Below are 25,212 nucleotides of genomic sequence, written 5' to 3' on the forward strand. Positions count from 1 at the left end.
CCGGGGTGGCCTTCACGGCGTTCGCGGAAATAAATTGTCGGTGGCCGCGCTTACTGTCATGACGTGACCACCGCTCCGTCCCGCTCCCGTCAAGAGCTCCCACCAGCCGAGACCGTCGGCTGGGTCCGCCGGCTGTCCGCCGCGGCCTGGGAGCACCGCGCCCTCGTCGTGCTTTCGCTGACCGCCGCCGTCTTCAGCGTCGGCGTGCAGGCCGTGAGCCCGCTGCTGGTGCGCACGGCGGTCGACGACGCCGTGGCGGGGCAGACCGGCGGGCTGCCCGGGGTGGCTGTCTTCCTGATCTCGCTGCAAGTGGTGGCTTTCGGCACGGCGTTCGTGCGCCGGTACGTCGGCGGGAAGCTCGCCCTCGGCGTCCAGCACGACCTGCGGCAGCGGGTCTTCAACGCGGTTTCGCGGCTGGACGGCGGCAAGCAGGACGCGATGCGCACCGGCCAGATCGTCTCGCGCGCGATCTCCGACCTGCAGCTGGTCACCGGGATCCTGATGCAGATCCCGGTGTCCTTCGGTTCGGTGCTCTTCGCGCTGCTTTCGTTCGCGGCGATGCTGTGGCTGTCCCCGGTGCTGACGCTGATCGCGCTGGTCGTCACGCCCGCGGTCGGCATCATCGTGGCGCGCGGGCGCAAGCGGCTCTTCCCGGCGACGTGGTCGGCGCAGCAGCGCGCGGGCGACGTGGCGCAGCAGGTCGAAGAGACCGTCACCGGTGTCCGCGTGGTCAAGGGTTTCGGCCAGGAGAAGCGGGAAGTCGGGCGGTTGGAGGGGACCGCGCGCAAGTTGTTCGCGGAGCGGCTTCGCGCGGCGAAGCTGTCCGCGGTACCGACGGCGACGACCGCTTCCCTGCCCGCCGCCGGCCAGGTCGCCGTGCTCGGCATCGGCGGCGTCCTCGCCATGAACGGCGCCATCACGCTCGGCACGTTCCTCGCCTTCGCGACCTACCTCGCGACGCTGGTCGGGCCCGCGAGGATGCTGTCCAGCCTGGTCGTGCAGGCCCAGCTGACCCGCGCGGGCGCCGAGCGCGTGTACGAGCTGATCGACGCGCAGCCGGACGTCGTCGACGCGCCCGACGCGCAATCGATGCCGGAGGGGCCGCTGGGCGTGGAGCTCGACGCCGTCCGCTTCGGTTACACGCGCAGCGATCCGGTGCTGAACGGGCTTTCGGTCACCGCGCACCCGGGCGAGACCCTCGCGCTGGTCGGCACCGCGGGCTCCGGGAAGTCGACGATCTCGCTGCTGCTGCCGCGGTTCTACGACGTGCACGCGGGCGCGGTCCGGGTCGGCGGCCTCGACGTCCGGGACGTGCCGCTGCGGCAGCTGCGCCAGGCGATCGGCGTGGTGTTCGAAGAGGCGTTCCTGTTCTCCACCACGATCCGGGACAACATCGCGTACGGCAGGCCGGACGCGAGCGACGAAGAGGTCTTCGCGGCCGCGCGCGCCGCGGAGGCGGACGAGTTCATCCGCGCGCTGCCGGAGAGCTACGAGACGCTGGTCGGCGAACGCGGGCTGACGCTCTCGGGCGGGCAGCGGCAGCGGCTCGGGCTGGCCAGGGCGCTGATCACCGACCCGCGCGTCCTCATCCTCGACGACGCGACCTCGGCCATCGACACCGTCACTGAAGCCGCGATCTACGACACCCTGCGTTCGGTCACGGCGAGCCGGACGACGCTGCTGATCGCGCACCGGCGCTCGACGCTGGCGCTGGCCGACCGGATCGCGGTGCTGGACAACGGTCACGTGGTCGACGTCGGCACCGAAGCCGAACTGATGGCGCGCTGCCCGCTGTTCCGCGAGCTGATCGCGGGCCCGGGCGACGGCGTCGAGGAGAAGCACCGGTGCGAGGGCCTGGACCTCGGCCCGGCCGGGGTCACGCCGTCGCTGTGGCCGCACGAAGAGCGTGACGAGGTCGACGAGCTGGCCGACGCGGCGCGCCTGCGCAGCGGCGACCCGAACAGCAGCGGGTTCGTCGGCCGCGGCGGCGCCGGCCTCGACATGCCGCCGACCTCGGAGCTGATCGAGGGCGTGCGGCAGCTCCCGCCGGCCGTCGACGAGCCGCGGCTGTCCGATGTGGACGTCACGGCACCCGACCCCGGCTTCCGGCTGGCCCGGCTGCTGCGGCCGGTCCGCTGGCCGCTGGCGGTGGTCGTCGGCCTGGTGGCGGCGGACGCGCTGGCGTCGATCGCGCTGCCGGCGCTGTACCAGTTCGGCGTCGACCACGGTGTCCGCACGGGCGTCGAGTACGTGGTCTGGCTGGCGGCCGGCATCGGCGCCCTGGTGATCGCGGCCGACTGGCTGGTGGTGTTCGCGCAGACCCGGCTGACGTCGCGGGTCGGCGAGACGGTGCTGTATTCGCTGCGCGTCCGCAGTTACGCGCACCTGCAACGGCTCGGGCTCGACTACTACGAGCGGGAGCTGTCCGGGAAGATCATGACCCGGATGACGACGGACGTCGACGCGCTCTCGACGTTCCTGCAGACCGGGCTCGCCACGGCGGTGGTCAGCGCGCTGACGCTGGCCGGGATCGCGGCGGCGCTGCTGGTCACCGACGCCGGGCTGGCGTTGTTCGCGCTGGCGATGGTGCCGGTGCTGGCGGTGGCCACGGTGATCTTCCGGCGGGCGGCGTCGAAGGCGTACAACGAGGCCCGCGAGCGGGTCAGCGTCGTCAACGCGGACATGCAGGAGAACGTCAGCGGGCTGCGCGTCACGCAGGCGTATGCGCGCGAAGACCGTTCCGCGGAGGCGTTCGCTTCGCTGAGCGACTCCTACCGGCGCTCGCGGCTGCGCGCCCAGCAGTACGTCGCCACGTACTTCCCGCTGGTGGCGCTGCTGTCCGACCTGGCGACCACGACGGTGCTGGTGGTGGGGGCGAGCCGCGTCGCGGCGGGCACGCTGTCGGCCGGCGTGCTGCTCGCGTTCCTGCTGTACCTGCAGCAGTTCTTCTCGCCGATCCAGCAGCTGTCGTCGGTGTTCGACGGCTACCAGCAGGCCCGCGTCGGCCTCTCCCGGATCGGCGACCTGCTGCGCACGCCGACGTCGGTCCCGGCGGCCGAGCACTCGGTCGCGGCACCGGAGCGGCTGCGCGGCGAGGTGGCGTTCAAGGACGTCGACTTCTCCTACACCGGTGTCGAGGCGAAGGCGCTGGAGCAGTTCTCGCTGGACGTCAGCGCGGGCGAGACGATCGCGCTGGTCGGCGCGACCGGCGCCGGGAAGTCGACGGTCGTGAAGCTGGTCGCGCGCTACTACGACGTCACCGGCGGCGAGGTCCGGATCGACGGCACGGACGTCCGCGAGTACGAGCTGGCCGGCCTGCGGGGCCGGATGGGCGTGGTGCCGCAGGAGGCGCACCTGTTCTCGGGCACGGTGGCCGACAACGTCCGCTACGGCCGCCCGTCCGCCTCCGACGCGGAGGTGGAGGCGGCGGTCCGCGCGGTGGGCGCGTTCGACGGCGTCGCGGCGCTGCCGGCGGGCTTCCTGCAACCGGTGGGCGAACGCGGCCGCTCGCTGTCGGCGGGCCAGCGCCAGCTGGTGGCACTGGCCCGAGCGGAGCTGGTGGACCCGGACGTCCTGCTGCTGGACGAGGCAACGGCAGCCCTGGACCCGTCGACGGAAGCGGCGGTCCTGCGCGCAACGGAGACGGTGGCGCGCCGCCGCACGACATTCGTGGTGGCCCACCGCCTGGCAACGGCGGCCCGCGCGGACCGCATCGTGGTCCTGGACCACGGCCGCATCGCCGAGACAGGAACGCACGAGGAGCTCCTGGCGGCGAAGGGGCACTACGCGAGGCTGTGGGCCCTGGGCTGACCCAGCGCCGGCCGCGGTGGCCTTCCGCCCCTCGCGGCCGGGGCACCGGAGCCGGAACCGCGGACCGACCGCGCCCGCTCCAGCCCGCGGGGCATCAGGCCGACCGGCACCTGGCTGGCCAGGCCCGCTTCGGCCGACCCAGGAACCGGGCACCGGCACCAGGCCGACCGGACGCCCGACTGGCCAAGCCCACCTCGGTCCACCAGGCACCCGGCATCGGGCACCGGGCGACCGGCACCAGGTCGGCCGGGCGCCAAGCTGGCCGGCGCATCAGCCGGCCGCTGTCCTCCGGCTGCGGCGACTCCGCCCTGCGCGGCTGGCCGTCCGCGGCGATTCTGTCCCTGCGCGGCTGTCGGCCGCGGCGGTTCCGCCCCGCGATGCCGTCCGCGCCGACTTTGCCCTGCGCGGCTGCCGGCCCGCGCCGACCAGGTCACCCAGGCCGCCGTCACGCTGGCCGCGGCCCTCCCCACCGGTCCCGGCAGTGGGCTGAACGCCGAAAGTTCGTGGCCGCGGGCCCGGAGCGCTGGGAGCATGGCGGGCATGTTCGAAGAGAAGCGAGTCCCCGACCGGCAGGTCCGAGCCGCGCAGACCGAGACGACCGTCCGGGTCTACCAGGCGTGCTCACCCGCCGTCGCCGACGCCGCGCTCGAAAAACAGACCTTCGCGGTCCTCGAGGGCACCGTCTGGCTCGACCCTTCGTTCCGCTGGGCGGCCTACGACAGCGGCAACGGCAGCAAGCCCGGACACGAGCGCGTCCTCGCGATCGACCTCACCCGCGACGGCTTCGAGTGGGCCCTCGCCCACCCCGGCCCGGTACTCACCCGGTGGGACGCGGAGCGAGACCTCGACCACACCGTGCTCGACTTCGACGCGATCCGCATCGGCCTCACCGCCGAAGCGCTCGACCACTACACCGGCGACTGGATCACAGCGATCACCGACATCACCCCGGTGGTGCGCGACATCGCCGGCCTCCTCGCGACGGACCAGCTCCACAAGGCGGTCCGGCTCGTCCCCCACGAGCCGCCGTACCCGCTGAGCGGAGACCTCGCCAAGGACGTGGGAGCCACCGGCTGAGCCAGCGCCCGCCGCCCCGGCCGCACCGACATCGACGGCCCCCGGCGAGCCACGCCGACCCGGCGCAGCACCCCGCAGCGCCCCGGGACAGCCGACCCGCGCCCACCCGAGGCAGCGCCCGCCACACCGACACCGGCGACCCCAGCGAGCCATCCCCGGCCCACCTCACACTGCCTCCCAAGGCAGCGCCCGCCGCCGGCCACCCAGCGAGCCACCCCAGCCCACCCACACTGCTTCCCAAGGCAGCGCCCGCCACACCGACACCGGCGACCCCAGCGAGCCATCCCCGGCCCGCCCCACACCGACACCCACCGCCCAGCGAGCCACCCCCAGCCCGCCCCGCACCGCCCCTAAGGCAGCGCCCGCCACTTCAACGAGCCCATCCCCGCCGCCTCCACATCCGGCCGCGACGCCCACCGGACCGTTCCCGGCCGCACGTGGACTCCCGCCCCGACCAGCCAGTCCGGCTCGTCGGGCTCGACCCACTCCATCTCCTCGAAGTCGGCCAGCGTGGGCCAGACCGCGTGGCACGAATCGCACCGGAGCACGACCGTGCCGGACTCGGTGACCAGCGGCCTCACCAGGCCCTGGTCCCAGAACGACGGACATTCGACCAGCCACATCCCGCCATGGGAACCCGTCGCGGTGAACGCGCGGCGGCAGCCGGGCGAACCGGGAAAAAAGACACCGCGAACCCTGTACCGGGTCCAGTGCTTAAGGTTCCCTTAGCACATCTTGATCGAGTCAGTGACCGATCCCCTAGTGCGCCACGCCTCACACAGGCCGGTTCCATCACATCGCGGTCACCGAGGGGGTTAGCCTGGTAGGCGCATCAGCGGATTCAAGATCGAGATCGAGACGGATAGAGGCGAGCCCCAGCCGTGTCCAGCAGCAGCCCTGCGTCACAATTCGGCCCCAACGAGTGGCTGGTCGAGGAGATGTACGACCAGTTCCTCGCCGACCCTTCTTCAGTCGATGCCGCATGGCACGACTTCTTCGCGGACTTCAAGCCGACGCAGAACGCGCAGGCCAAGGCGGACAACGCCCGGCAGCAGGCCGAAGCCAAGCCGGCCACCAACGGCCAGGCGGCGGCGCAGCCTTCGGCCAAGGCCGTGCAGAACGCGGAGTCGGCGGCCAAGCAGGCGGCCCCCACGAAGACGCCGGCCCCCGCGAAGCCGGCGCCGAAGGCGGCTCCCAAGCCCGCCGCCGCCGCGAAGGCCGAGCCGAAGGCCGACGCGAAGAAGGATGAGCCGGAGTCGAAGCAGCTTCGAGGCGCCGCGGCGGCCATCGCCAAGAACATGGACGCCTCGCTGAGCGTCCCCACCGCGACCAGCGTGCGCGCGGTCCCGGCCAAGCTGATGGCGGACAACCGCATCGTCATCAACAACCACCTCAAGCGCACGCGTGGCGGCAAGATCTCCTTCACGCACCTCATCGGCTACGCCATGGTGCGGGCGCTGAAGGACTTCCCGAACCTGAACCGGCACTACCAGCAGATCGACGGCAAGCCGTTCGCGATCACGCCGGAGCACGTCAACTTCGGGCTCGCCATCGACATGAAGGGCAAGGACGGGTCCCGCAACCTCGTCGTGGCCTCGGTCAAGGGCGTCGAGGACATGTCGTTCCTGCAGTTCTGGCAGGCGTACGAGGACATCGTCAAGAAGGCCCGCAACAACAAGCTCACCGCGGACGACTTCGCGGGCACCACGATCTCGCTGACCAACCCCGGCGGCATCGGCACCAACCACTCGGTGCCGCGCCTGCAGGCCGGGCAGGGCGCCATCATCGGCGTCGGCGCCATGCAGTACCCGGCGGCGTTCGAGGGCACCAGCGAGAAGACGCTGGTCGACCTCGGCATCAGCAAGATCATGACGCTGACCTCGACCTACGACCACCGCATCATCCAGGGCGCGGAGTCCGGCGAGTTCCTCAAGCGCATCCACCAGCTGCTGCTCGGCGAAGACGGCTTCTACGACGACGTCTTCACCAGCCTGCGCCTGCCGTACGAGCCGATCCGCTGGGTCGCCGACATCCCCGAGGGCCCGGTCGACAAGACCGCCCGCGTGATCGAGCTCATCGACGCGTTCCGGATGCGCGGCCACCTGATGGCCGACACCGACCCGCTGAACTACCGCCAGCGCAGCCACGCCGACCTGGACGTCCTGTCCCACGGCCTGACGCTCTGGGACCTCGACCGCGAGTTCCCGGTCGGCGGCTTCGCCGGCCAGGAGCGGATGAAGCTGCGCGACATCCTGGGCGTGCTGCGCAACTCGTACTGCCGCACGGTCGGCATCGAGTACACGCACATCCTCGACCCCGAGGAGCGCCGCTGGATCCAGGAGCGCGTCGAGATCCCGCACGAGAAGCCGGACCCCGCGGTCCAGAAGTACGTGCTCTCGAAGCTGAACGCCGCCGAGGCGTTCGAGACGTTCCTGCAGACCAAGTACGTCGGCCAGAAGCGCTTCTCGCTCGAGGGTGGCGAGACGGCGATCCCGCTGCTCGACACGCTGCTGGACAAGGCCGCCGAGCACGAGCTCGACGAGGTCGTCATCGGCATGCCGCACCGCGGCCGCCTGAACGTGCTGGCCAACATCGTCGGCAAGCCGATCAGCCAGATCTTCCAGGAGTTCGAGGGCAACCTCGACCCGGGCCAGGCGCACGGTTCCGGTGACGTGAAGTACCACCTCGGTGCCGAGGGCAAGTACTTCCGCATGTTCGGCGACGGCGAGACGAAGGTCTCCCTGACCGCGAACCCGTCGCACCTGGAGACCGTCGACCCGGTCCTCGAGGGCATCGTTCGCGCGAAGCAGGACCTCCTGGACAAGGGCGGCGAGGGCTACACCGTGCTGCCGGTCCTGATGCACGGCGACGCGGCCTTCGCGGGCCAGGGCGTCGTCGCCGAGACGCTGAACCTGTCGCTGCTGCGCGGGTACCGCACCGGCGGCACCGTGCACGTGATCGTCAACAACCAGGTCGGCTTCACGACCGCGCCGGAGCACTCGCGCTCGTCGCAGTACGCGACCGACGTCGCGAAGATGATCGGCTCGCCGATCTTCCACGTGAACGGCGACGACCCCGAAGCCGCCCACTGGGTGGCCAAGCTGGCCGTCGAGTACCGGCAGGCGTTCCACAAGGACGTCGTCATCGACCTGATCTGCTACCGCCGCCGCGGCCACAACGAGGGCGACGACCCCTCGATGACGCAGCCGGCGATGTACGACATCATCGACACCAAGCGCTCGGTCCGGAAGACCTACACCGAGTCGCTGATCGGCCGCGGTGACATCTCCGTCGAGGAGGCCGAAGCCGCGCTGCGCGACTTCTCGAGCCAGCTGGAGCACGTCTTCAACGAGGTCCGGGAGCTGGAGAAGCACCCGGCGAAGGCGAGCCCCTCGGTCGAGGAGGAGCAGCAGGTCCCGGCCAAGGTCGCGACCGCGATCACCAAGGAGACGCTGGAGCACATCGGCGACGCCTTCGTGAACGTGCCCGAGGGCTTCACCCCGCACCCGCGCGTCAAGCCGGTCATGGAGCGGCGCCACAAGATGTCCCGCGAGGGCGACATCGACTGGGCGTTCGGCGAGCTGCTCGCGTTCGGGTCGCTGGCGATGGAGAGCCGGCTCGTCCGGCTGTCCGGCCAGGACTCCCGCCGCGGCACGTTCACCCAGCGGCACTCGGTGTTCATCGACCGCAAGACCGGCCAGGAGTACTCGCCGCTGCAGAACCTGGCCGAGGGCCAGGGCCGCGTGATGATCTACGACTCGGCGCTGTCGGAGTACGCGGCCGTCGGCTTCGAGTACGGCTACTCGGTCGCCAACCCCGAGTCGCTGGTCATGTGGGAAGCGCAGTTCGGTGACTTCGTCAACGGCGCGCAGACCGTCATCGACGAGTACATCTCCTCGGGCGAGGCCAAGTGGGGCCAGCGCTCCGACGTCGTGCTGCTGCTGCCGCACGGCCACGAGGGCCAGGGCCCGGACCACACGTCCGGCCGCATCGAGCGCTTCCTCTCGCTGTGCGCGGAGGGCTCGATGACGGTGGCGGTCCCGTCCACCCCGGCGAACTACTTCCACCTGCTGCGCCGCCACGCCCTCGACGGCATCCAGCGCCCGCTGGTGGTCTTCACGCCGAAGTCGATGCTGCGCAACAAGGCCGCCACGTCGCCGACCGAGGACTTCACCGGTGAGAGCCGGTTCATGTCGGTCATCGACGACGTCACGCCGGACCCGGCGAAGATCCGGAAGGTGCTGCTGACCTCCGGGAAGCTGTACTGGGAGCTGGTCGCGGAGCGGACGAAGCGCGAGGCGCACGACGTCGCGATCGTGCGGATCGAGCAGTACTACCCGCTGCCGAAGAAGAAGCTGGTCGCGGCGCTGGAGCGGTACTCGAACGCGCAGCAGGTCGCGTGGGTCCAGGAGGAGCCGGAAAACCAGGGCGCGTGGCCGTTCTTCGGCCTGAACCTGCCCCGGAAGTTCCCGGAGCTGCTCTCGGGCCTGCAGGTCGTGTCGCGCCGCCCGATGGCGGCCCCGTCGGCGGGTTCGTCGAAGGTGCACGAGGTCGAGCAGAAGGCGCTGATCTCGAAGGCGTTCGACTGATCGCTTGAGCCACGGCGAAGGCCCCCGCACTTTCCGGTGCGGGGGCCTTCGCCGTTCAGCTGAGCGATTCGGAAGCGGCCTTGGCCAGGCTGTGGGCGTTGCGACGGCAGCGTTCGACGTTCCGGTCCGCCGGGTCGGCTGCGGTGACGATCACCGTCGCATCGACGTTGCCCTGGTAGAACCGCACCCCGCACTGCAGGGTGCCGCTGGAGCCGTAGTCGATGTCCGCCGCCTTCGTCGCCTTCCCGATCTTCTCGCTGATCGGCTTCGCGCCGCGTTCCACCTCGATGTCGTAGCCGGCCTTCGCGTACCCGGGACCGTTCCCCGAGCCCGGCTCGTTCGACTTCGCCAGCATCATCGACAGTGTGCCGGACGACGAGCCCGACTTCGTCCACGAGCAGCTCAGCTGCGAAAGCTGGATCTTGTCGTCCGAGGTGGTCGCCGGCTCGGCCGGGGCGTCGCTCGACAGGGGCGGCAGGTTGTTCATCCGGCTGCCGACCTCGCTGCAGAGCGGCAACGACGTGTACTTGTCCGGCTCGCCGCTCGCGGACGTCGTGGGCGGCGCGGCGGTGGACCCCTTGCCGTCCGCTGTGAGGAGGAAGAACGCGCCGACGCCCGCCCCGGCCAGGACGAGCACGCCGACCACGACCAGCACGACCACCAGCGCCGTCTTCCCGCCGGACTTCGGCGGCGGGTAGCCGGGGTACTGCTGCTGGAGGTGGGGCTGCTGGGGGTACGGGTACTGGGGTCCTTGCTGCACGAACCGGACACTAGGCCATTCGTGCGACCGGGGCGGGCGTTTCAGGCAAACCACACAGCAGGGCAAACCGCACAGCGGTGCACCACTCAGACGGTCAGCGACCAGGTGTCGATGCGCCCGGTGTCGGCCGCGGCGACGTCCTGGACCCGCAGCGTCCAGGTGCCGTTCGCGGCTTCACCCGAGACGTTCGCGCTGTAGGTCGTGTCGATGTTGTCCGAGGAGTCGCTGCCGGAGTTCTTCAGCCGGTACGCCGACCCGTCCGGGGCGACCAGGTCGATCACCAGGTCGCCGACGTAGGTGTGGACGATGTGGACCTCCACGGCCGTCGTCGCGGACGCGTTGCGACTGCAGCCCGCGACGCTGACCGAGCTGGTCACCGCGGCGCCGCGGTCGGGGATGGCCACGTCGGTGCCGTTGGTGACGGTGCCGCAGGTCGGCGGCGGCGGGGTCGTGCCGGTACCGGTGTAGAGCAGGACGTTCGGCGAGCCCGAGCCCGGGTTCGTCACCTTGCCGGTGGTGCCGTTCGCGACGAGGGCGTCGCGGACCTGCTGCGGCGTCGCGCCCGGGTTGGCGGCCAGGTACAGCGCCGCCGCGCCGACGACGTGCGGGGTCGCCATCGACGTGCCGCTGATCGTGTTGGTGGCGGTGGTGCTGCCGATCCACGACGACGTGATGCTGCTGCCCGGCGCGAAGATGTCGAGGCAGGTGCCGATGTTGGAGTAGCTCGCGCGGGCGTCGGTGGACGTCGTCGCGCCGACGGTGATGCCCGCCGCGACGCGGCCCGGGGAGCCGTTGCACGCGTTGGCGCCGTTGTCGTTGCCCGCCGCGAGGCCGTAGGTGATGCCCGCGGAAATCGAGCGCTGCACCGCGGCGTCGAGCGTGCTGGAGGCACCGCCGCCGAGGCTCATGTTCGCGACGGCGGGTTTGACCGCGTTCGCCGTCACCCAGTCGACGCCGGAGATGACGCCGGCCGTCGTGCCGGAGCCGCTGCAGTTGAGCACGCGCACGGCGACCAGCTTGACCTCCTTGGCCAGGCCGTACTGCGAGCCGCCGATGGTGCCGGCGACGTGCGTGCCGTGGCCCTGGCAGTCGGTGGCGTTGCTGTCGTTGTCGACGAAGTCGTAGCCCGACGTCGCCCGCCCGCCGAAGGTGCTGTGGGTGAGGTTGATGCCGGTGTCGATCACGTACGCGTGCACGTTCGGCGCCGTCGTGCTGTAGCTGTACTTCTGGTCGAGCGGCAGGTTCCGCTGGTCGACCCGGTCCAGCCCCCACGACGGCGGGTTCAGCTGGTCGGCGCTCGCCCGCACGACCTTGTTCTGTTCCACAGTGGACACCGCGGGGTCGGCCGCGATGCGCTTCGCCTGCGACTCGGACATCGTGCCGGTGAAGCCTCGCAGGGCCGCGGAGAACGTCCTGACGACCGTGCCGCCGTGGCGGCTCGTGACTTCCTTCGCCTTGCTCCCCGCGGCCGTGCCGTCCTTGAAGACGACGATGTAGCTGTCCTTGACGGCGTCGGCGCCGCCGGCCCCGACGATCGTTCCTTCGCTCGCCGTCGCGACGGCGTTGCCGCTCAAGGCGGTCAACGCCGAAACGGCGGCGATAGCACCGATTCTGGTCAGCAGACGCATGGTTCGTCCCTTTCTGGGCAGGGTCGACCGGGCGGTGCACGGCCGCCGGGTCGCCAGGGGTGAGACGTGAAGCGCGTTCACGTGGAACGTGGACGGAACTTTAGGTCGCGCCCTGCCCAGATCGGTAGATCGTCCGGTTTGCGCAGTTCAAGACCACTCGAACGGTCCCCTACCAAAGTCTGCCCGCGAAAACGATTTCCGCTCGGCGCCGGTTCGCGGCAAGGTGACGGCCATGCTGATCCGCCGCGAGACCCCCGCCGACCAGGCCGCGATCCACCGCGTCCACAGCGAAGCGTTCCGGCGCGAGGCCGACGTGACACCGGGCGAGGCGCCGCTCGTGGACGAGTTGAGAGCCGACGGCGACCTGGTCGACGCGTTGTCCCTGGTGGCACTCCACGACGGCGAGGTCGTCGGGCACGTGTGCTGCAGCCGCGCCCGCATCGCCGGCGACCCGACGGCCGCGGTCGGCCTCGGCCCGCTCGGCGTGCTGCCCGCGCACCAGGCTCGTGGTGTCGGCTCGGCCCTGGTGCACACGGTCCTCGGCGCGGCGGACGCGCTGGGCCACGGCCTGGTCGTCCTGCTCGGCAACCCGGCCTACTACACGCGCTTCGGCTTCGTGACGGCGTCGACGCTCTCGATCACCCCGCCGGATCCGGCCTGGAGCAAGCACTTCCAGGCCCGGACGCTGACGGGGTACAAGTCCACCCAGGCCGGCGCGTTCGAGTACGCGCCGGCTTTTTCGCGGATCTGAACAGGAGTCGCCGATGTACGCACCGACCACGTCCGTGGGAGTCCGGATCAACCGCGAGCAGCCGCCGCCCAAGCTGGTCGAGCTGGCCCGCCAGGCGGAGGCCGCCGGCCTGGACGAAGTCTGGCTGGTCGAGGACTGCTTCTGGGCGGCCGGCATCGCGACGGTCGCGACCGCGTTGGCGGTGACGTCGACGATCAAGGTCGGCATCGGCGTCCTCCCGGCGGTGGCCCGCAACCCGGCGATCGCGGCGATGGAGCTGGCAGCGCTGGCCGAGCTCCACCCGGGCCGCCTGATCGGCGGCTTCGGCCACGGCGTCGCGTCGTGGATGCGCCAGATCGGCGCTTACCCGGCGTCGCAGCTGGCGGCGCTGGAGGAAACCCTGGTGGCGGTCCGCCGGCTGCTCGCGGGCGAGCGGGTCTCGATGACCGGGCGGCACGTGTCGCTGGACGAGGTCGAGCTGGTGTTCCCACCGTCGTCCGCACCCCCGCTGCTGGCGGGCGTCCGCCGCCCGAAGTCCCTGGTGATCGCGGGCGCGACGGCGGACGGCACGATCCTGGCGGAGCCGTCCCCACCCGAGTTCGTCCGAACGGCGCTGTCCGACATCGCGGCGCCGGGCCCGCACGCGGTGGTGACGTACAACTGGCTGGCGCTGGGTGATGCCGAGCGGGCCCGCCGGACGGTGGCGGAGTCGTTGACGCCGGGTTCGCGGGTCCAGGTGGAGGGATTGCCGTTCGCGGCGGAGCTGCTGGAGCTGCTCGATTCGGCGTCCACAGTGGACGAGCTGGCGGCGGGCCTGCGCCCGGAGTGGCTGAGCAAGCTGGCGATCTGCGGTTCGCTGGAGGAGTGCGTGGCTTCGGTGCGGGCGCTCCACGAAGCGGGGAGCGGGTCGGTGGTGCTGCTGCCGCTGCCGGAGGAGCCCCCGGAGCAGGCCATCGAGGACGCAGCCCGAGTAGCGGCGGCTGTGCGGAGCTGACCGCCGAAAAGGAGTTCGCCGCCCGCGGAGAGCGTGTCAGGATCGGCCCATGCCGGTCGATCCGCACCTCCTCCTGGCCTTCGTCGTCACCACCGTCATCGCCATGGTCGTGCCCGGGCCGGACATGCTCTTCATCCTCGGTTGCGGCATGCGCGGCGGCCCCAAAGCCGGACTGCTCGCCACCGCCGGGGTCGCCACCAGTGAGGCCATCCACGTCGCCGTCGCCGCGGCCGGGCTGGCCGCGCTCTTCGCCGCCGTGCCCGTGGCCTTCACCGCCGTCCGGATCGGCGGGGCGGCCTACCTCATCCACCTCGGCGTCCAAGCCATCCGGAACCGGAAGCCGCTCGTCGAGCGCAAGGCCGACCGTGCCTACCTCAGCGGGCTGCTCACCAACCTGCTCAACCCCAAGATGGTCACCTTCACCATCGCCTTCCTCCCGCAGTTCATCGACCCGGCCCGCGGGCACCTCTGGCTGCAGTTCGCCATCCTCGGCGCCGTCCTGATCGTCTTCGAATTCCTTGTCGACGGCGCCGTCGGAATACTCGCCGGCCGGATCGGCGGATGGGTGCGGCGGAAGAAGAACCAGCGCCGGATCGAGGTCGCCACGGGAGGCATCTTCATCGGCCTCGGTGTGAAGCTGGCCGTCGACCGGTAGTGCCTGCGCTACCCCGGAACCGGCGGCGCACCCCATGCCGCGGACCGGATGATCCGGCCAAACTTCGTGCCATGAAAAGAAAAGGCACGGCACTGCTGGCCGCCGCGGTGATCACCCTGACGGCCGTCCCCGCGACGGCGGAGGCGGCCCCGCGAGACCCGGTCCGCGCGCTGACCCAGGCGGCCCATCCCCTCCGCACCACCGAACCCGGCGGGAGCACCGCCGACCTCCGGGCGCTCGGCGCCATGATCGGCGACGCCCCCGTGGCCGGGCTCGGCGAAGCCACCCACGGCTCGCACGAGTTCTTCGCCATGAAGGAGCGGCTCTTCCGCCAGCTCGTCGAACAGCGCGGGTTCACCACCTTCGCGCTCGAACTGAGCTGGTCCGCCGGGCTCCGGATCGACGAGTACCTCCAGACCGGCGCCGGCGACGCGCGCACGATCCTCAAGCAGGAACTGCGCGATTCCCCGTGGGATCGCGAGGAGTTCGTCCACCTCGTCGAGTGGATGCGCGACTACAACCGCCGGCACCCCGGCCGGACCGTCCACTTCCTCGGCGACGACCTCGGCGCCCCCACCCTGAGCGACGCCTTCTTCGGCAAGGTGACCGCGTACGTGCGGGAGAACGCTCCGGCCCAGGCCGAACAACTCGACGAGCTCTACACCGGCCTGCGCCCGATCGACGACATCGTCGCCTACCTCGGCAAGCCCCTCGCCGAACGCCGGCGCCTCGCCGACCGCGCGCGCCAGGCGTTCGACCTCGTCGACGGCGTCGACGGGACGAACGCCGAATGGGCCGAGCAGAACGCCCGGTCGATCGCCAAGACGACGGAGTTCCTGACCGTCGACCTGACCGACCCGGCCGCCCTCGCCGCGATGGAACGCTTCCGCGACGAGGAGATGGCCCGCAACGTCCTCTGGTGGCGGCAGCACACCGGCCAGAAGGTGCTGGTGTCGGCGCACAACGACCACGTCGGTTACGCCGCGGGCAACCCGGCGCTCTACCCGAAGACCCAGGGGTCGTTCCTGCGCGACCGGCTCGGGAAGGACTACGTCGCCATCGCGATGACGTTCGACCGCGGCGCCTTCCTGTCGAAGGACACCGCGATCGGCGGCGACTGGAAGCGGTTCAGCGTGCCCCCGGCCGCACCCGGCTCGAACGAACACACCCTGGACCGGGTGCCGTACCGCGACTACTACTTCGACGCCCGCACCGCACCGGCCGCCGCCCGCGCCTGGCTCGGGGTCGCGCGGCCGACGTGGAACATCGGCACGCAGTTCCCCGCGGAACCGGAAGGGATCGCGCTCGCGCGGTCGTTCGACGTCGTCGTGCACCTGCACGAGGTAAGTGCGGCGAAGGCGGCCTAAGACCGCAAGTTGTTGCGCGCCAGGAAGTCTTCCGCGATGTCCAGCGGGTTGCGCTTCTCCTCGGTGAACTCGACGTTGAGCCGCGTGAGCTGTTCGGTGGTCAGCGCCGCCGACACGCGGTTCAGCGCCGAGACCTCGCCGGGGGACAGCGTGCCGCGTGCCACCAACGGCACGATGTTCTGCGCCGGGAACATGTTCTTGTCGTCGACCAACGGCACGAAACCGTTCGCGGTGATCGTCGACGACGTGCTGAACAGGTCCGCCACCTGGACTTCGCCGGACTTCAACGCCGCCACCGTCACCGGGCCGCCGGTGTCGGTCGTGCGGATCTCCTTGAACTCGCAGCCGTACAACGACTTGATCTTGTCCTTCCAGCGGCTGCTCCACTGGCCCGGGCCGCCGAACACCAGCTCGCCGCAGCGCTTTCCCAGGTCCGAGAACGTCTTCACGCCGCTCGCCGCCAGCTGCGGGCCGACGACCAGCAAGTCCTTGTCCTCGGCCGGCGCTTGGGCCAGCACCTCGAAACCCGGCGGGATCTTCTGGCGGAGCTGCGCGTAGACGTCCTGCGACGTCGTCGCCTGCGTGTCCTTGTCGAAGTACCGCAACAGGTTCCCGCTGTAGTCCGGCACCACCGACAGCGATTTGTCCTGCAGCGCCTTGACGACGACCTCGCGGCTGCCGACCGGCGGCCGCACGGTGACGTTCGACGCGCCCGCGTTCGTGAGCGCGCCGGCGTAGATCTGGGCCAGCAAAAGGCTTTCGCCGACGTCGGACGCGCCGATGATGATGTCGCCGTTCGACCCGCCCTCGCCGCCGCCCGCCAGGGGGTTGCCGCAGCCGGCCAGCAAGACCAAGGCCGCGGCCAGCAGACCCAGTCGTTTCACGCCGTCACCTTCTTCACCGCCGCCGCGAGCCGGACGCCCCGGGGCACCAACGCCCGGTTCAGCAACGCGAAGAGCACGTCCAGGACGATCGCGAGCAACGTCGTCAGCAGCGCGCCCGCGATCACCTCGGAATAGTCCAAAATGGCCAGTCCGTCGAGCAGGAACCGGCCCAGGCCACCGAGTCCGACGTACGCGGCCACCGCGGCCGTCGCCACGAGCTGCAGCACGGCGTTGCGGATGCCGCCCAGCACGAGCGGCAGCGAGATCGGCACCTCGACCTTCCAGAGCCGCTGCCAGCCGGTCATCCCGACGCCCTCGGCCGCGTCGACCACGCCGTGGTCGGTGGCCTGCAGCCCGGCGTAGGTCCCGGCCAGGATCGGCGGCACGGCCAGCACGACGAGCCCGATGATCGTCGAGGTGACGCTTTCGGTGAACAGCAGGAACAGGAACGTGACGAGCCCCAGCGTCGGCAGCGCGCGGATCGCGTTGCCCGCGCTCACCAAAGCGACGCCGCCGCGTCCGGTGTGGCCGACGAACAGTCCCAACGGGACAGCGATGACCAGCGCGATCACCAGGGACAGCACGACGTAGCCCAAGTGCTCCAGCAACCGCTGCGGGATGCCGTCCGGCCCGGACCAGTGCGCCGGGTCGCCGAACCAGTGGAAGAGGTCGGTGATCATGCGGCAGTCACCCGTTCCCACGGTGTCAGCAGGTTCCGGATCCCCACGAGGACCAGGTCGACGACGAGCGCGAGCAGCAGCGTCAGCACGATGCCGACGACGATCGGCGAGAAGTACTCGCGCTGGAAGCCGTCGGTGAACAGCACGCCGAGGCCGCCGGTGCCGATCAGCGCGCCGACGCTGACCAGGCTGATGTTGCTCACCGACGCCACCCGCACGTCGGCCGCGAGCACCGGCACCGACAGCGGCAGCTCGACGGCGAAGAACTTGCGCAGCGGCTTGTAGCCCACCGCCGTGGCCGCGGCGATCACCGACGGCGGCACCGCGTCCAGCGCGTCGAGCACCGGGCGGACCAGCAGCGCCGTGGTGTAGATCGTCAGCGCGACGACGACGTTGACGCTGTCGAGGATCTTCGACCCGATCAGGCCGGGGATCACGACGAACAGCGCGAGCGACGGGATCGTGTAGAGCAGGTTCGCGAGCACCATGAGGACCTGGCGCACGGGCTGCCAGCGGTGGCCGACCCAGCCCGCCGCGATCGCCAGCACGATGCCGAGCACCAGCGGGAGCAGCGCCAGGTACACGTGGTCGCCCAGGTCGCCGAGGACCTGGACGCGGTTGTTCGCGCTGCTCAGGTACCGCCCGAGCTCGTCGAAAAAGCTCATGACGCCTGCGGCGTGGCCTCGATCACGTCCAGGACCTGCCGGGCGACGACGCCGCCGAGCACGCGGTGGTCTTCGTCGACGACCACGCCGAGGCTGGCCGGGGACGACAGGGCCGCGTCGAGCGCGCCGCGGATCGGGGTGCCGTGGATCCACAGCGAGCCGCCGGCCACGAGGTCCTCTTCGGACAGTGAGCCGTCCACTGTGGAGTTCGGCGCCAGCCAGCCGCGGGGTTGCTTGTCGGTGTTGACGCCGAGCCGCCAGCCGTCGCTCGCGGGCACCGGCGAACCGATCTCGACGAGCTCGATCTCCTTGATCTCGACGCCTTCGGCGGAGAGGAAGGACAGGCCGCGGTAGCCGCGGTCGCGGCCGACGAAGGACGCCACGAAGTCGTCCACCGGGTGCCGCAGCACGTCGGCGGGCGTGCCGTACTGGGCGAGCTTGCCGCCGACGCGCATCACCGCGACCTTGTCGCCGAGCCGGACGGCCTCGTCGATGTCGTGCGTGACGAACACGATGGTCTTGCCGAGCTGCGACTGCAGCCGCAGCAGCTCGTTCTGCAGGTCTTCGCGCACGATCGGGTCGACGGCGGAGAACGGCTCGTCCATCAGCAGCACCGGCGAGTCCGCGGCGAGCGCGCGGGCGACGCCGACGCGCTGCTGCTGGCCGCCCGAAAGCTGCGCCGGGTACCGCTTGCCGAGCTCGGCCGGCAGCCCGATGATCTCGAGCAGCTCGGCGGCCCGCTGGCGCGCCTTCGCCTTGTCCCAGCCCGAAAGCAGCGGCACGGTGGCGATGTTGTCCAGCACCGTCCGATGGGGAAAGAGCCCGGCGTGCTGGATGACGTAGCCGATGCCGCGGCGCAGCAGCGCCGGGTCACCCTCGGCGACGTCCTTACCGTCGAGCAGCACCTGCCCGCCGGTCGGCTCGACCATCCGGTTGATCATCCGCAGCGACGTCGTCTTGCCACAGCCGGACGGGCCGACGAACACGGTGATCGTGCCGTCCTCGACCGTCAGGTTCAGCTTGTCGACGGCGACCGTCCCATCCGGATACTGCTTGGTCACGTCGCGGAATTCGATGGTCACTGCCACTCCCCATGTCCCGGTCGGTTCCGACCGTAGCCGAGTCGGCGGTGGTTGGCACGCTGTTCCGCAGGGTGGTGACTACGCTCAGAGCCCGTGAGCGCACTAGACGACGTCCTCGCCGCGCACGGCGTCGGCGTCCGCCCGCTGTACCGCGTCATCGACCTCCTGCGCACCGGCGACCACGACCTCGGCGAGCTGGTGCGGCTGTCCACGGCGCCGCGGCGCAGCGTGGAGGACGTCCTGACCGCGCTCGGCGACGACCTCGACCGCAGCGGCGACCGGCTGCGGATCGCCCCCGGCGTCGCCGCGTCGTACCTGCGGTACAGCGCCCCCCGCTACGGCGACCCGCTCGACGAGGCCGTCGCGGGGCACGAACTGCTGCCGAAGATCGCCGAGTGGGTGGCCGAGGTGCCCGCGCCGCTGGCCGCGCTCGACCACGTGCAGGCCACGCCGGAAACCGTGCTGCGCCGGGCACTGTGGCTGGACGCGCACTACGACCTCGCCTCGGCGCGGGTGCTCTTCCTCGGCGACCACGACCTGACGTCGCTGGCGGTACGGGCGGTCTGCCCGTCGGCGTCGCTCACGGTCGTCGACCTCGACGAGCGCGTGCTCGCCTACCTGGACGACCGCGGTGAGCGCGGCATCGCGACCGCGCACACGGACCTGCGCGTCGGCCTGCCCCCGGCCTTCACCGGCCGGTTCGACCTGGTGTTCAGCGATCCGCCGTACACGCCCGAAGGCATGGGCCTGTTCGCCACGCGCGGGGTGCAGGCGCTGCGGGAGCCGAGCGAGGGACGGCTGCTGCTGGCCTACGGCTACAGCCCGCGCCACCCGGCGCTGGGCGCGCAGGTGCAGCGGTCGCTGGCCACGCTCGGGCTGACGTACCAGGCGATCCTGCCCGGCTTCAACCGCTACTTCGGCGCGCAGGCGATCGGCAGCGCGGCCGACCTGTACGTCTGCCAGCCGACGGCGAAGGCCAAGAAGGTTCGCGGTGCCAAGGCGATCTACACGCACGGCCCGCAGTCGGTCGAGGCGGCGGGCACGAAGCCGGCGCTGGTGGAGAAGCTGAAGGAGATCGCGGCCGCCGGCGGGCTCGCGCTGGAGTCGCGGCCGGTGGACTGGTCGGGCTCCGGCCCCGAGGGCGACGCGATCGCGATGGACCTCACCGGCGACCCGGGCCCGTGGCTGCTGCGCACGCTGCTGGGCACGAACGCCCGCCGCCTGGCGCTGCTGGTCCCGAACGCGCACCCGGACCTCGCGGACCAGGCGTCGCAGGAGGCGCTCGCTTCACTCGTCCGGGGGAAGTACGCGCTGCGGTACCTGCGCAGTACCCCGGACAACCGGCACGCGGTGGTCGTCGCGGACGCCGTCGAGCACCAGGACGAGGTGCTGACCCGCGCGCACGCCCGGCTGGCGAACGTCTCGCTCGACGTCCCCGAAGACCTCGTGGACCTGCGCCTGGTCGACGTCCCCCGCCACCGCCTCGCCCAGCTCTTGGGTTGAGACCCGCACTTTCACGTGAAAGTGCGGGTTTGCGGCACAAAGCGGCACTTTCATAGGGAAAGTGCCGCTTTGCGGTTCAAAGCGCAGCTTTCCCTATGAAAGTGCCGCCCTCGGGAGCGGCGAGGGTCAGGCTGTGACGCCGTCGGCTTCCGCGGCCTTCGCCACCGCCGCCGCGACCTCCGGGGCCACCCGCGGGTCGAGCGGGCTCGGGACGATGCGGTCCGGGCCCAGGTCGTCGGTCGCGACCGAGACGATCGCCTCGGCGGCCGCCAGCTTCATGTTCTCCGTGATCGCCCGCGCGCCGGAGTCCAGCGCGCCGCGGAAGACGCCCGGGAACGCCAGCACGTTGTTGATCTGGTTCGGGAAGTCGCTGCGGCCGGTGGCCACGATCGACGCGTAGCGCGCCGCGACCTCCGGGTGCACCTCCGGGTCCGGGTTCGACAGCGCGAACACGATGCCGCCGCCGGCCATGCGGCCCAGCAGCGACTCGTCGATCGTCGCGCCGGACAGGCCGAGGAACACGTCCGCGCCTTCGAGCGCCTCGGCGAGCCCGCCGCGCAGGCCCGCCTTGTTCGTCGTCTGCGCCAGGCGCTGCTTGACCGGGTTCAGGCCGTCGCGGCCGTCGTGGATGATGCCGCGCGAGTCGAGGACGGTGACGTCGCCGATGCCGGCTTCCCGCAGGATCTTGGCGCAGGCGACCCCCGCCGCGCCGGCCCCGGAGACGACGACGCGCTGGTCGGCGATCGCGCGGTCGAGCACCAGGTTGGCGCCGCGCAGCGCGGCCAGCGTGACGATGGCCGTGCCGTGCTGGTCGTCGTGCATGACCGGGCAGTCCAGCGCTTCCTTGAGCTTGTCCTCCAGCTCGAAGCACCGCGGCGCGGAAACGTCCTCCAGGTTGACGGCCCCGTAGGACGGCCGCAGCCGCACCAGCGTCTCGACGATCTCGTCGACGTCGGTGGTGTCCAGCACCAGCGGGATCGAGTCGAGCCCGCCGAACGTCTTGAAGAGGACCGACTTGCCCTCCATGACCGGCAGCGACGCGCTCGCGCCGATGTCGCCGAGGCCGAGCACCGCCGTCCCGTCGCTGACCACGACGACCAGCCGGTCCGCCCACGTGTACCGCTTGGCCTTGGCCGCGTCCTCGGCGATCGCGCGGCTCACCTTCGCCACACCCGGGGTGTACGCGATCGAAAGGTCACGCGGGCTGGAGATGGGGCGCGTGGCCGCCACCGAGAGCTTGCCGCCCTCGTGCCCGGTGAAGATCTCTTCGTCGGTGACCGGCGCGACGGCGCCGGTGGGGTCGCTCATGGGGTTTCCTGTCGTCGTTTCCGTCATTCGTCCAGTGGGAATGACGGAACTCGCGGATCGAACGTGTGTCACTGGAATTTCTCCTGGGCCTGCGAGCGGGGGGCCACGGCTACAGGGGACACCGTGGTGATTCCCGGCACGGCAGCCCAGCGCGGTAGCGCCGGCCTGTCGGCGAGGCGTCACGTCGGCCATCGGTGCCGTGGGTCTGGCGATGGCCGCGGACGCGGCGGTCCGATCAGTGTGACAGGTCCGGTCGCGGCATGGACCCCTCGGTGCGGTTGATGTCACACCGAAGCCCCATTCCGGCAATTCCCAAGACGTCTGTCCGGTTTTCTTGGCACCCGATATGATGAAGCCATGCAATTCCGCCGGTTGAGCGTCCCGGACGCCTTCGAGTTCTTCCCCCGGGCGTTCCCCGACGATCGAGGCGTGTTCGTGGCCCCGTTCCAGGAGGAGGCCTTCCGCGCCGCCGTGGGCCACCCGATGCGGCTCGGCCAGTCCAACCACAGCGTGTCCCGGCGCGGCACCATCCGCGGCATCCACTTCGCCGACACCCCGCCCGGCCAGGGCAAGTACATCTACTGCCCGCGCGGGGCGCTGCTCGACGTCGTCGTCGACCTCCGGGTCGGTTCGCCGACCTTCGGCGAGTGGGACGCGGTCCGCCTCGACTCGAGCGAGTACCGCGCCGTGTACGTCGCCGAGGGCCTCGGCCACGGCTTCATCGCGCTCGAGGACGACACGGTGATGGCCTACCTCTGCTCCGAGCCGTACATGCCCACGGGCGAGCACGGCATCAGCCCGCTCGACCCGGCGCTGGACCTGCCGTGGCCTGCCGGGCTCGAGCCGGTCCTCTCCCCCAAGGACCTCGCCGCGCCCACGCTGGCAGAGGCCCGCGAAAGCGGCCTGCTGCCGGTGTACGAGGACTGCGTCGCCTACTACGACAAGCTGCGCTCGACGAACTGAGCCGTCCCCGGCTTCCGCCGCGAAGCCGCTTGCCAAGTTAGTAAGCGCGCATATAGTCTGCCCGCATGGCACTTTACGAGTACGAGCACAGCGAGACGTCCACCGCACCCGCCGCCGCGATCTGGCCGCTCTGGGCCGACACCACCCGCTGGCCGGAGTGGGACGCCGGGGTCCGGTCGGTGGTCGTCGACGGCCCCTTCGCCGTCGGGACCGACGGCACGATGACGATGGACGGGATGCCGCCGATCCCGTTCACCCTCACCGAGGTCACCGAAGGCCGGAGCTTCACCGACGAGACCCGCCTGCCCGACGCGTTCCTGCGGTTCGAGCACGTCCTGACCGACGTCGAGGGCGGCACGCGGATCACCTACCGCGTCACGATCGACGGCCCCGAGGGCTTCGGCCCCCAGGTCACGGAGGACACCCCGGACGCCATGCGCGCGCTGGCCCGGCTGGCTGAGGCAAGCTCACGCGTATGACCACGCCCGAGTCCCGCCTGCCCGGCCCCGAGCGCAGCCCCGGCTTCCTGCTGTGGCGCGTGACGCTGGCCTGGCAGCGGGCGATGCGGGCCGCGCTGGCCCCGCACGAGCTCACGCACGTCCAGTTCGTGCTGCTGACGACCACGTGGTGGCTCACCCGCTCGGGCGAGCCACCGTCGCAGCGGCAGCTCGCCGAGCAGGCGGGCACCGACACGATGATGACCAGCCAGGTCGTCCGGAAGCTCGCCGAACGCGGCCTGCTGGCCCGCACCGACGACCCGGCCGACGCCCGCGCGAAGCGGCTGGAAGTCACCCCGGCCGGCCTGGAACTGGTCGCGAAGGCCCTGAAGGACGTCGAGGCCGCCGACGCGTCCTTCTTCGAGGGCGTCGGCGACGGCTTCACCGAGTCGCTGGCCCGGCTCAGCCCTTGACGTCTTCGGCGAGGACGCGCTCGATGTTGCGCTCGGCCAGCGCCGTGATCGTCACGAACGGGTTGACGCCGGTGCTGCCGGGGATCAGCGAGCCGTCCGTGACGTACAGGTTCCGATAGCCCTTCACCCGGCCGTAGCCGTCGGTCGCCTCGCCGAGCACCAGCCCGCCCAGCGGGTGGTAGGTGAAGCGGTTCTCGAACGTGCGCGTGTCGCCGAACAGGTCGTAGCGGTAGATCGTCTTGTTCGCCCGGTTGACCTTGTCGAACAGCGCCTTCGCGGCGTCGATCGACGGCTGCCCCTGCGACGCCGACCAGCGCAGCTTCGCCGAGTCGCTCGCCGCGTCGTAGGTGAAGTGGCCGCGTTCGGGGTTCTTGGTGATGGCCAGGTACAGGCTGACCCACGTCTCGAGCCCGGCGGGCACCGGCGCGATCTCGGCGAACGCGGGGTGCACCGGGTCAGCCCAGTTGTCGATGCCGAGCGCGGGCATGCCGGACTGCAGGCTGCCGGTGGCGTCCCAGACGTGGTTGGCGCGCCCGAGCATGACGTTGCCGTTGGTGCCCCAGCCGCGCCCGACGGCGTCGTTCAGCTCCGGCAGCCGGCCGGTCTCGCGGGCGCGGACCAGCAGCTCGGTCGAGCCGAGGCTGCCCGCGCCGAGGAACAGGTGCTTCGTGGTGACGTGCCGGGTGCCGAGCACCGTCCCGCGCTCGTCGATCTCGCGCACGACCAGCGCGTACGTCCCGTCGGGCCGGTGGCTGACCTCGCGGACCTCGTGCAGCGCCTGGATCGTCACGTTGCCGGTGCCGAGCGCGGCGGCGAGGTAGGACTTGTCGAGCGAGCGCTTCCCGTGGTTGTTGCCGTAGATGACCTCGGACGCGTCGGCCGAGCGCGGGACCGTGCCCGCCTCCTCGCGCCGCAGGTAGTCCATGTCGTACACGCTGGGCACGAACACCGTGTCGAAGCCGGCCTTGCGGGCGGCCTTCCGCGAGACGCGGGCGTACTTGTAGGAGCGGCAGGTCTCGAACCACGCCGGGTCGACGACGTTGACGCCCAGCTGGGCGCGGGCCCGCGGGAAGTACTTGCCGTACATCGCGTCGGCGTCAACGCCGGGGAGGATCTCCTCGAAGTAGGAGCGCTTCGGCGTCACCGCCATCGCGCCGTTGACCAGCGAACCGCCGCCGACGCCGCGGCCGAGGTACACCGCCATGTCGCCGAAGTTCACCCGATCGAGCACGCCCGCGTAGCGCCCGATGTCGCGGTTGGCGAGGTCGAGCCAGAGGAAGGACGCGAGCGGTGCTTCGGTGCGGTCCTTGAACCACATCGACCGCTCGTCCGGGGTGAGCATCGGGCAGAAGACCTTGCCGTCGGCGCCCGGCGTGCTCCACAGCCGGCCCATCTCGAGCATCAGCGTCGGGATCCCGGCTTCGCCGAGCCGCAACGCCGTCACGGCGGCGCCGTAGCCGGTGCCGATCACCACCGCCGGGACGTGCCCGGGCAGCGTCGCGGCGGCCGCGGGCCGCGTCGACACCGTGGTCAGCCCGAGTGCGGCGGCGGAGTTCAGCGCGGCGAGGCCGAGGAAGCGGCGGCGGGAGAAGGCAGACATGCACCCG

Annotated in this window: 20 protein-coding genes; 11 read left to right on the forward strand and 9 right to left on the reverse strand. The window is 71.2% G+C overall.

The features are described 5' to 3' along the window. Positions 1–63: 63 nt before the first annotated feature. A complete protein-coding gene (locus ACLJQM_RS18130; RefSeq protein ID WP_410632097.1) occupies positions 64–3,810 on the forward strand; it encodes an ABC transporter transmembrane domain-containing protein in 3,747 nt (1,248 codons plus the stop codon). A 540-nt stretch (positions 3,811–4,350) separates the two neighbouring features. Then, positions 4,351–4,887: a DUF4291 family protein gene (locus ACLJQM_RS18135; protein ID WP_410632098.1), complete on the forward strand. Its 537-nt coding sequence runs from the start codon at positions 4,351–4,353 to the stop codon at positions 4,885–4,887. Between the two features lie 350 nt (positions 4,888–5,237). On the opposite strand, the gene ACLJQM_RS18140 is transcribed toward ACLJQM_RS18135, so the two are convergent. Then, positions 5,238–5,510, reverse strand: a complete 273-nt coding sequence (locus ACLJQM_RS18140) for a hypothetical protein (protein WP_370968450.1) — start codon at positions 5,508–5,510, stop codon at positions 5,238–5,240. A 258-nt stretch (positions 5,511–5,768) separates the two neighbouring features. Here ACLJQM_RS18140 and ACLJQM_RS18145 point away from each other — a divergent pair, with 258 nt between their 5' ends. Next, entirely contained in the window at positions 5,769–9,476 is a 3,708-nt protein-coding gene (locus tag ACLJQM_RS18145) for a multifunctional oxoglutarate decarboxylase/oxoglutarate dehydrogenase thiamine pyrophosphate-binding subunit/dihydrolipoyllysine-residue succinyltransferase subunit (RefSeq protein WP_360765113.1), read from the forward strand. 55 nt (positions 9,477–9,531) lie between these two features. Here the strand turns inward: ACLJQM_RS18145 and ACLJQM_RS18150 are convergent, their stop codons facing one another. Together ACLJQM_RS18150 and ACLJQM_RS18155 are read right to left on the reverse strand one after the other, a co-directional pair. Then, positions 9,532–10,236, reverse strand: a complete 705-nt coding sequence (locus ACLJQM_RS18150) for a hypothetical protein (protein ID WP_360765110.1) — start codon at positions 10,234–10,236, stop codon at positions 9,532–9,534. Between the two features lie 86 nt (positions 10,237–10,322). Further along, a complete protein-coding gene (locus ACLJQM_RS18155) occupies positions 10,323–11,864 on the reverse strand; it encodes a S8 family peptidase (protein WP_410632099.1) in 1,542 nt (513 codons plus the stop codon). A gap of 232 nt (positions 11,865–12,096) precedes the next feature. On the opposite strand from ACLJQM_RS18155, the gene ACLJQM_RS18160 reads away from it, so the two are divergent. The 4 genes from ACLJQM_RS18160 (at position 12,097) to ACLJQM_RS18175 (ending at position 15,610) form a co-directional block, all read left to right on the forward strand. Continuing rightward, complete coding sequence (locus ACLJQM_RS18160; RefSeq protein WP_360765104.1) at positions 12,097–12,615, forward strand: GNAT family N-acetyltransferase; 519 nt, start codon at positions 12,097–12,099, stop codon at positions 12,613–12,615. A 13-nt stretch (positions 12,616–12,628) separates the two neighbouring features. After that, a complete protein-coding gene (locus tag ACLJQM_RS18165; protein WP_410632100.1) occupies positions 12,629–13,588 on the forward strand; it encodes an LLM class flavin-dependent oxidoreductase in 960 nt (319 codons plus the stop codon). 49 nt (positions 13,589–13,637) lie between these two features. Then, positions 13,638–14,243, forward strand: a complete 606-nt coding sequence (locus ACLJQM_RS18170) for a LysE family translocator (RefSeq protein WP_410632101.1) — start codon at positions 13,638–13,640, stop codon at positions 14,241–14,243. Positions 14,244–14,314: 71 nt separating this feature from the next. Further along, entirely contained in the window at positions 14,315–15,610 is a 1,296-nt protein-coding gene (locus ACLJQM_RS18175) for an erythromycin esterase family protein (RefSeq protein ID WP_410632102.1), read from the forward strand. On the opposite strand, the gene ACLJQM_RS18180 is transcribed toward ACLJQM_RS18175, so the two are convergent. The 4 genes from ACLJQM_RS18180 to ACLJQM_RS18195 are packed head-to-tail and all read right to left on the reverse strand — an operon-like array spanning position 15,607 to position 18,921. Next, a complete protein-coding gene (locus ACLJQM_RS18180; RefSeq protein WP_410632103.1) occupies positions 15,607–16,494 on the reverse strand; it encodes an ABC transporter substrate-binding protein in 888 nt (295 codons plus the stop codon). The two genes, ACLJQM_RS18175 and ACLJQM_RS18180, sit on opposite strands and share 4 nt — an antisense overlap. Continuing rightward, positions 16,491–17,174, reverse strand: coding sequence for an ABC transporter permease (locus ACLJQM_RS18185; protein ID WP_360765090.1), 684 nt, complete (start codon positions 17,172–17,174; stop codon positions 16,491–16,493). Before ACLJQM_RS18185 ends, ACLJQM_RS18180 begins: the two co-directional genes overlap by 4 nt. Continuing rightward, positions 17,171–17,839 carry an ABC transporter permease gene (locus ACLJQM_RS18190; RefSeq protein ID WP_410632104.1) on the reverse strand — a complete coding sequence of 223 codons (669 nt, stop codon included), beginning with the start codon at positions 17,837–17,839 and terminating at the stop codon, positions 17,171–17,173. The genes ACLJQM_RS18185 and ACLJQM_RS18190 overlap by 4 nt, the downstream gene beginning before the upstream one ends. Further along, a complete protein-coding gene (locus ACLJQM_RS18195; protein ID WP_360765087.1) occupies positions 17,836–18,921 on the reverse strand; it encodes an ABC transporter ATP-binding protein in 1,086 nt (361 codons plus the stop codon). Before ACLJQM_RS18195 ends, ACLJQM_RS18190 begins: the two co-directional genes overlap by 4 nt. A 93-nt stretch (positions 18,922–19,014) precedes the next feature. Between ACLJQM_RS18195 and ACLJQM_RS18200 the strand changes: the two genes are divergently transcribed. Continuing rightward, complete coding sequence (locus ACLJQM_RS18200; RefSeq protein ID WP_410632105.1) at positions 19,015–20,424, forward strand: bis-aminopropyl spermidine synthase family protein; 1,410 nt, start codon at positions 19,015–19,017, stop codon at positions 20,422–20,424. A 126-nt stretch (positions 20,425–20,550) separates the two neighbouring features. On the opposite strand, the gene ACLJQM_RS18205 is transcribed toward ACLJQM_RS18200, so the two are convergent. Then, positions 20,551–21,732, reverse strand: coding sequence for an NADP-dependent malic enzyme (locus ACLJQM_RS18205; RefSeq protein WP_247018875.1), 1,182 nt, complete (start codon positions 21,730–21,732; stop codon positions 20,551–20,553). 357 nt (positions 21,733–22,089) lie between these two features. Between ACLJQM_RS18205 and ACLJQM_RS18210 the strand changes: the two genes are divergently transcribed. The 3 genes from ACLJQM_RS18210 to ACLJQM_RS18220 all read left to right on the forward strand — a co-directional run bounded on the left by ACLJQM_RS18210 (position 22,090) and on the right by ACLJQM_RS18220 (position 23,605). Further along, positions 22,090–22,695 carry a dTDP-4-dehydrorhamnose 3,5-epimerase family protein gene (locus ACLJQM_RS18210; protein WP_247018874.1) on the forward strand — a complete coding sequence of 202 codons (606 nt, stop codon included), beginning with the start codon at positions 22,090–22,092 and terminating at the stop codon, positions 22,693–22,695. A 65-nt stretch (positions 22,696–22,760) separates the two neighbouring features. After that, positions 22,761–23,174, forward strand: a complete 414-nt coding sequence (locus ACLJQM_RS18215) for an SRPBCC family protein (protein WP_410632106.1) — start codon at positions 22,761–22,763, stop codon at positions 23,172–23,174. Further along, entirely contained in the window at positions 23,171–23,605 is a 435-nt protein-coding gene (locus tag ACLJQM_RS18220) for a MarR family winged helix-turn-helix transcriptional regulator (protein WP_410632107.1), read from the forward strand. The genes ACLJQM_RS18215 and ACLJQM_RS18220 overlap by 4 nt, the downstream gene beginning before the upstream one ends. Here the strand turns inward: ACLJQM_RS18220 and ACLJQM_RS18225 are convergent. Then, positions 23,595–25,205 carry a GMC oxidoreductase gene (locus tag ACLJQM_RS18225; RefSeq protein ID WP_410632108.1) on the reverse strand — a complete coding sequence of 537 codons (1,611 nt, stop codon included), beginning with the start codon at positions 25,203–25,205 and terminating at the stop codon, positions 23,595–23,597. The genes ACLJQM_RS18220 and ACLJQM_RS18225 overlap by 11 nt on opposite strands. Between the last annotated feature and the right edge of the window lie 7 nt (positions 25,206–25,212).

It is taken from the genome of Amycolatopsis sp. cmx-4-83 (assembly GCF_046548815.1).
Classification (GTDB): domain Bacteria; phylum Actinomycetota; class Actinomycetes; order Mycobacteriales; family Pseudonocardiaceae; genus Amycolatopsis; species Amycolatopsis pretoriensis_A.

What these genes read in the sequence shown, in the direction of transcription:
- ACLJQM_RS18135 (WP_410632098.1), top strand. Translation starts at nt 4,351, where the DNA reads ATGTTCGAAGAGAAGCGAGTCCCCGACCGGCAGGTCCGAGCCGCGCAG.
- ACLJQM_RS18140 (WP_370968450.1), bottom strand. Translation starts at nt 5,510, where the DNA reads ATGTGGCTGGTCGAATGTCCGTCGTTCTGGGACCAGGGCCTGGTGAGG.
- ACLJQM_RS18155 (WP_410632099.1), bottom strand. Translation starts at nt 11,864, where the DNA reads ATGCGTCTGCTGACCAGAATCGGTGCTATCGCCGCCGTTTCGGCGTTG.
- ACLJQM_RS18160 (WP_360765104.1), top strand. Translation starts at nt 12,097, where the DNA reads ATGCTGATCCGCCGCGAGACCCCCGCCGACCAGGCCGCGATCCACCGC.
- ACLJQM_RS18165 (WP_410632100.1), top strand. Translation starts at nt 12,629, where the DNA reads ATGTACGCACCGACCACGTCCGTGGGAGTCCGGATCAACCGCGAGCAG.
- ACLJQM_RS18170 (WP_410632101.1), top strand. Translation starts at nt 13,638, where the DNA reads ATGCCGGTCGATCCGCACCTCCTCCTGGCCTTCGTCGTCACCACCGTC.
- ACLJQM_RS18175 (WP_410632102.1), top strand. Translation starts at nt 14,315, where the DNA reads ATGAAAAGAAAAGGCACGGCACTGCTGGCCGCCGCGGTGATCACCCTG.
- ACLJQM_RS18185 (WP_360765090.1), bottom strand. Translation starts at nt 17,174, where the DNA reads ATGATCACCGACCTCTTCCACTGGTTCGGCGACCCGGCGCACTGGTCC.
- ACLJQM_RS18190 (WP_410632104.1), bottom strand. Translation starts at nt 17,839, where the DNA reads ATGAGCTTTTTCGACGAGCTCGGGCGGTACCTGAGCAGCGCGAACAAC.
- ACLJQM_RS18205 (WP_247018875.1), bottom strand. Translation starts at nt 21,732, where the DNA reads ATGAGCGACCCCACCGGCGCCGTCGCGCCGGTCACCGACGAAGAGATC.
- ACLJQM_RS18210 (WP_247018874.1), top strand. Translation starts at nt 22,090, where the DNA reads ATGCAATTCCGCCGGTTGAGCGTCCCGGACGCCTTCGAGTTCTTCCCC.
- ACLJQM_RS18215 (WP_410632106.1), top strand. Translation starts at nt 22,761, where the DNA reads ATGGCACTTTACGAGTACGAGCACAGCGAGACGTCCACCGCACCCGCC.
- ACLJQM_RS18220 (WP_410632107.1), top strand. Translation starts at nt 23,171, where the DNA reads ATGACCACGCCCGAGTCCCGCCTGCCCGGCCCCGAGCGCAGCCCCGGC.
- ACLJQM_RS18225 (WP_410632108.1), bottom strand. Translation starts at nt 25,205, where the DNA reads ATGTCTGCCTTCTCCCGCCGCCGCTTCCTCGGCCTCGCCGCGCTGAAC.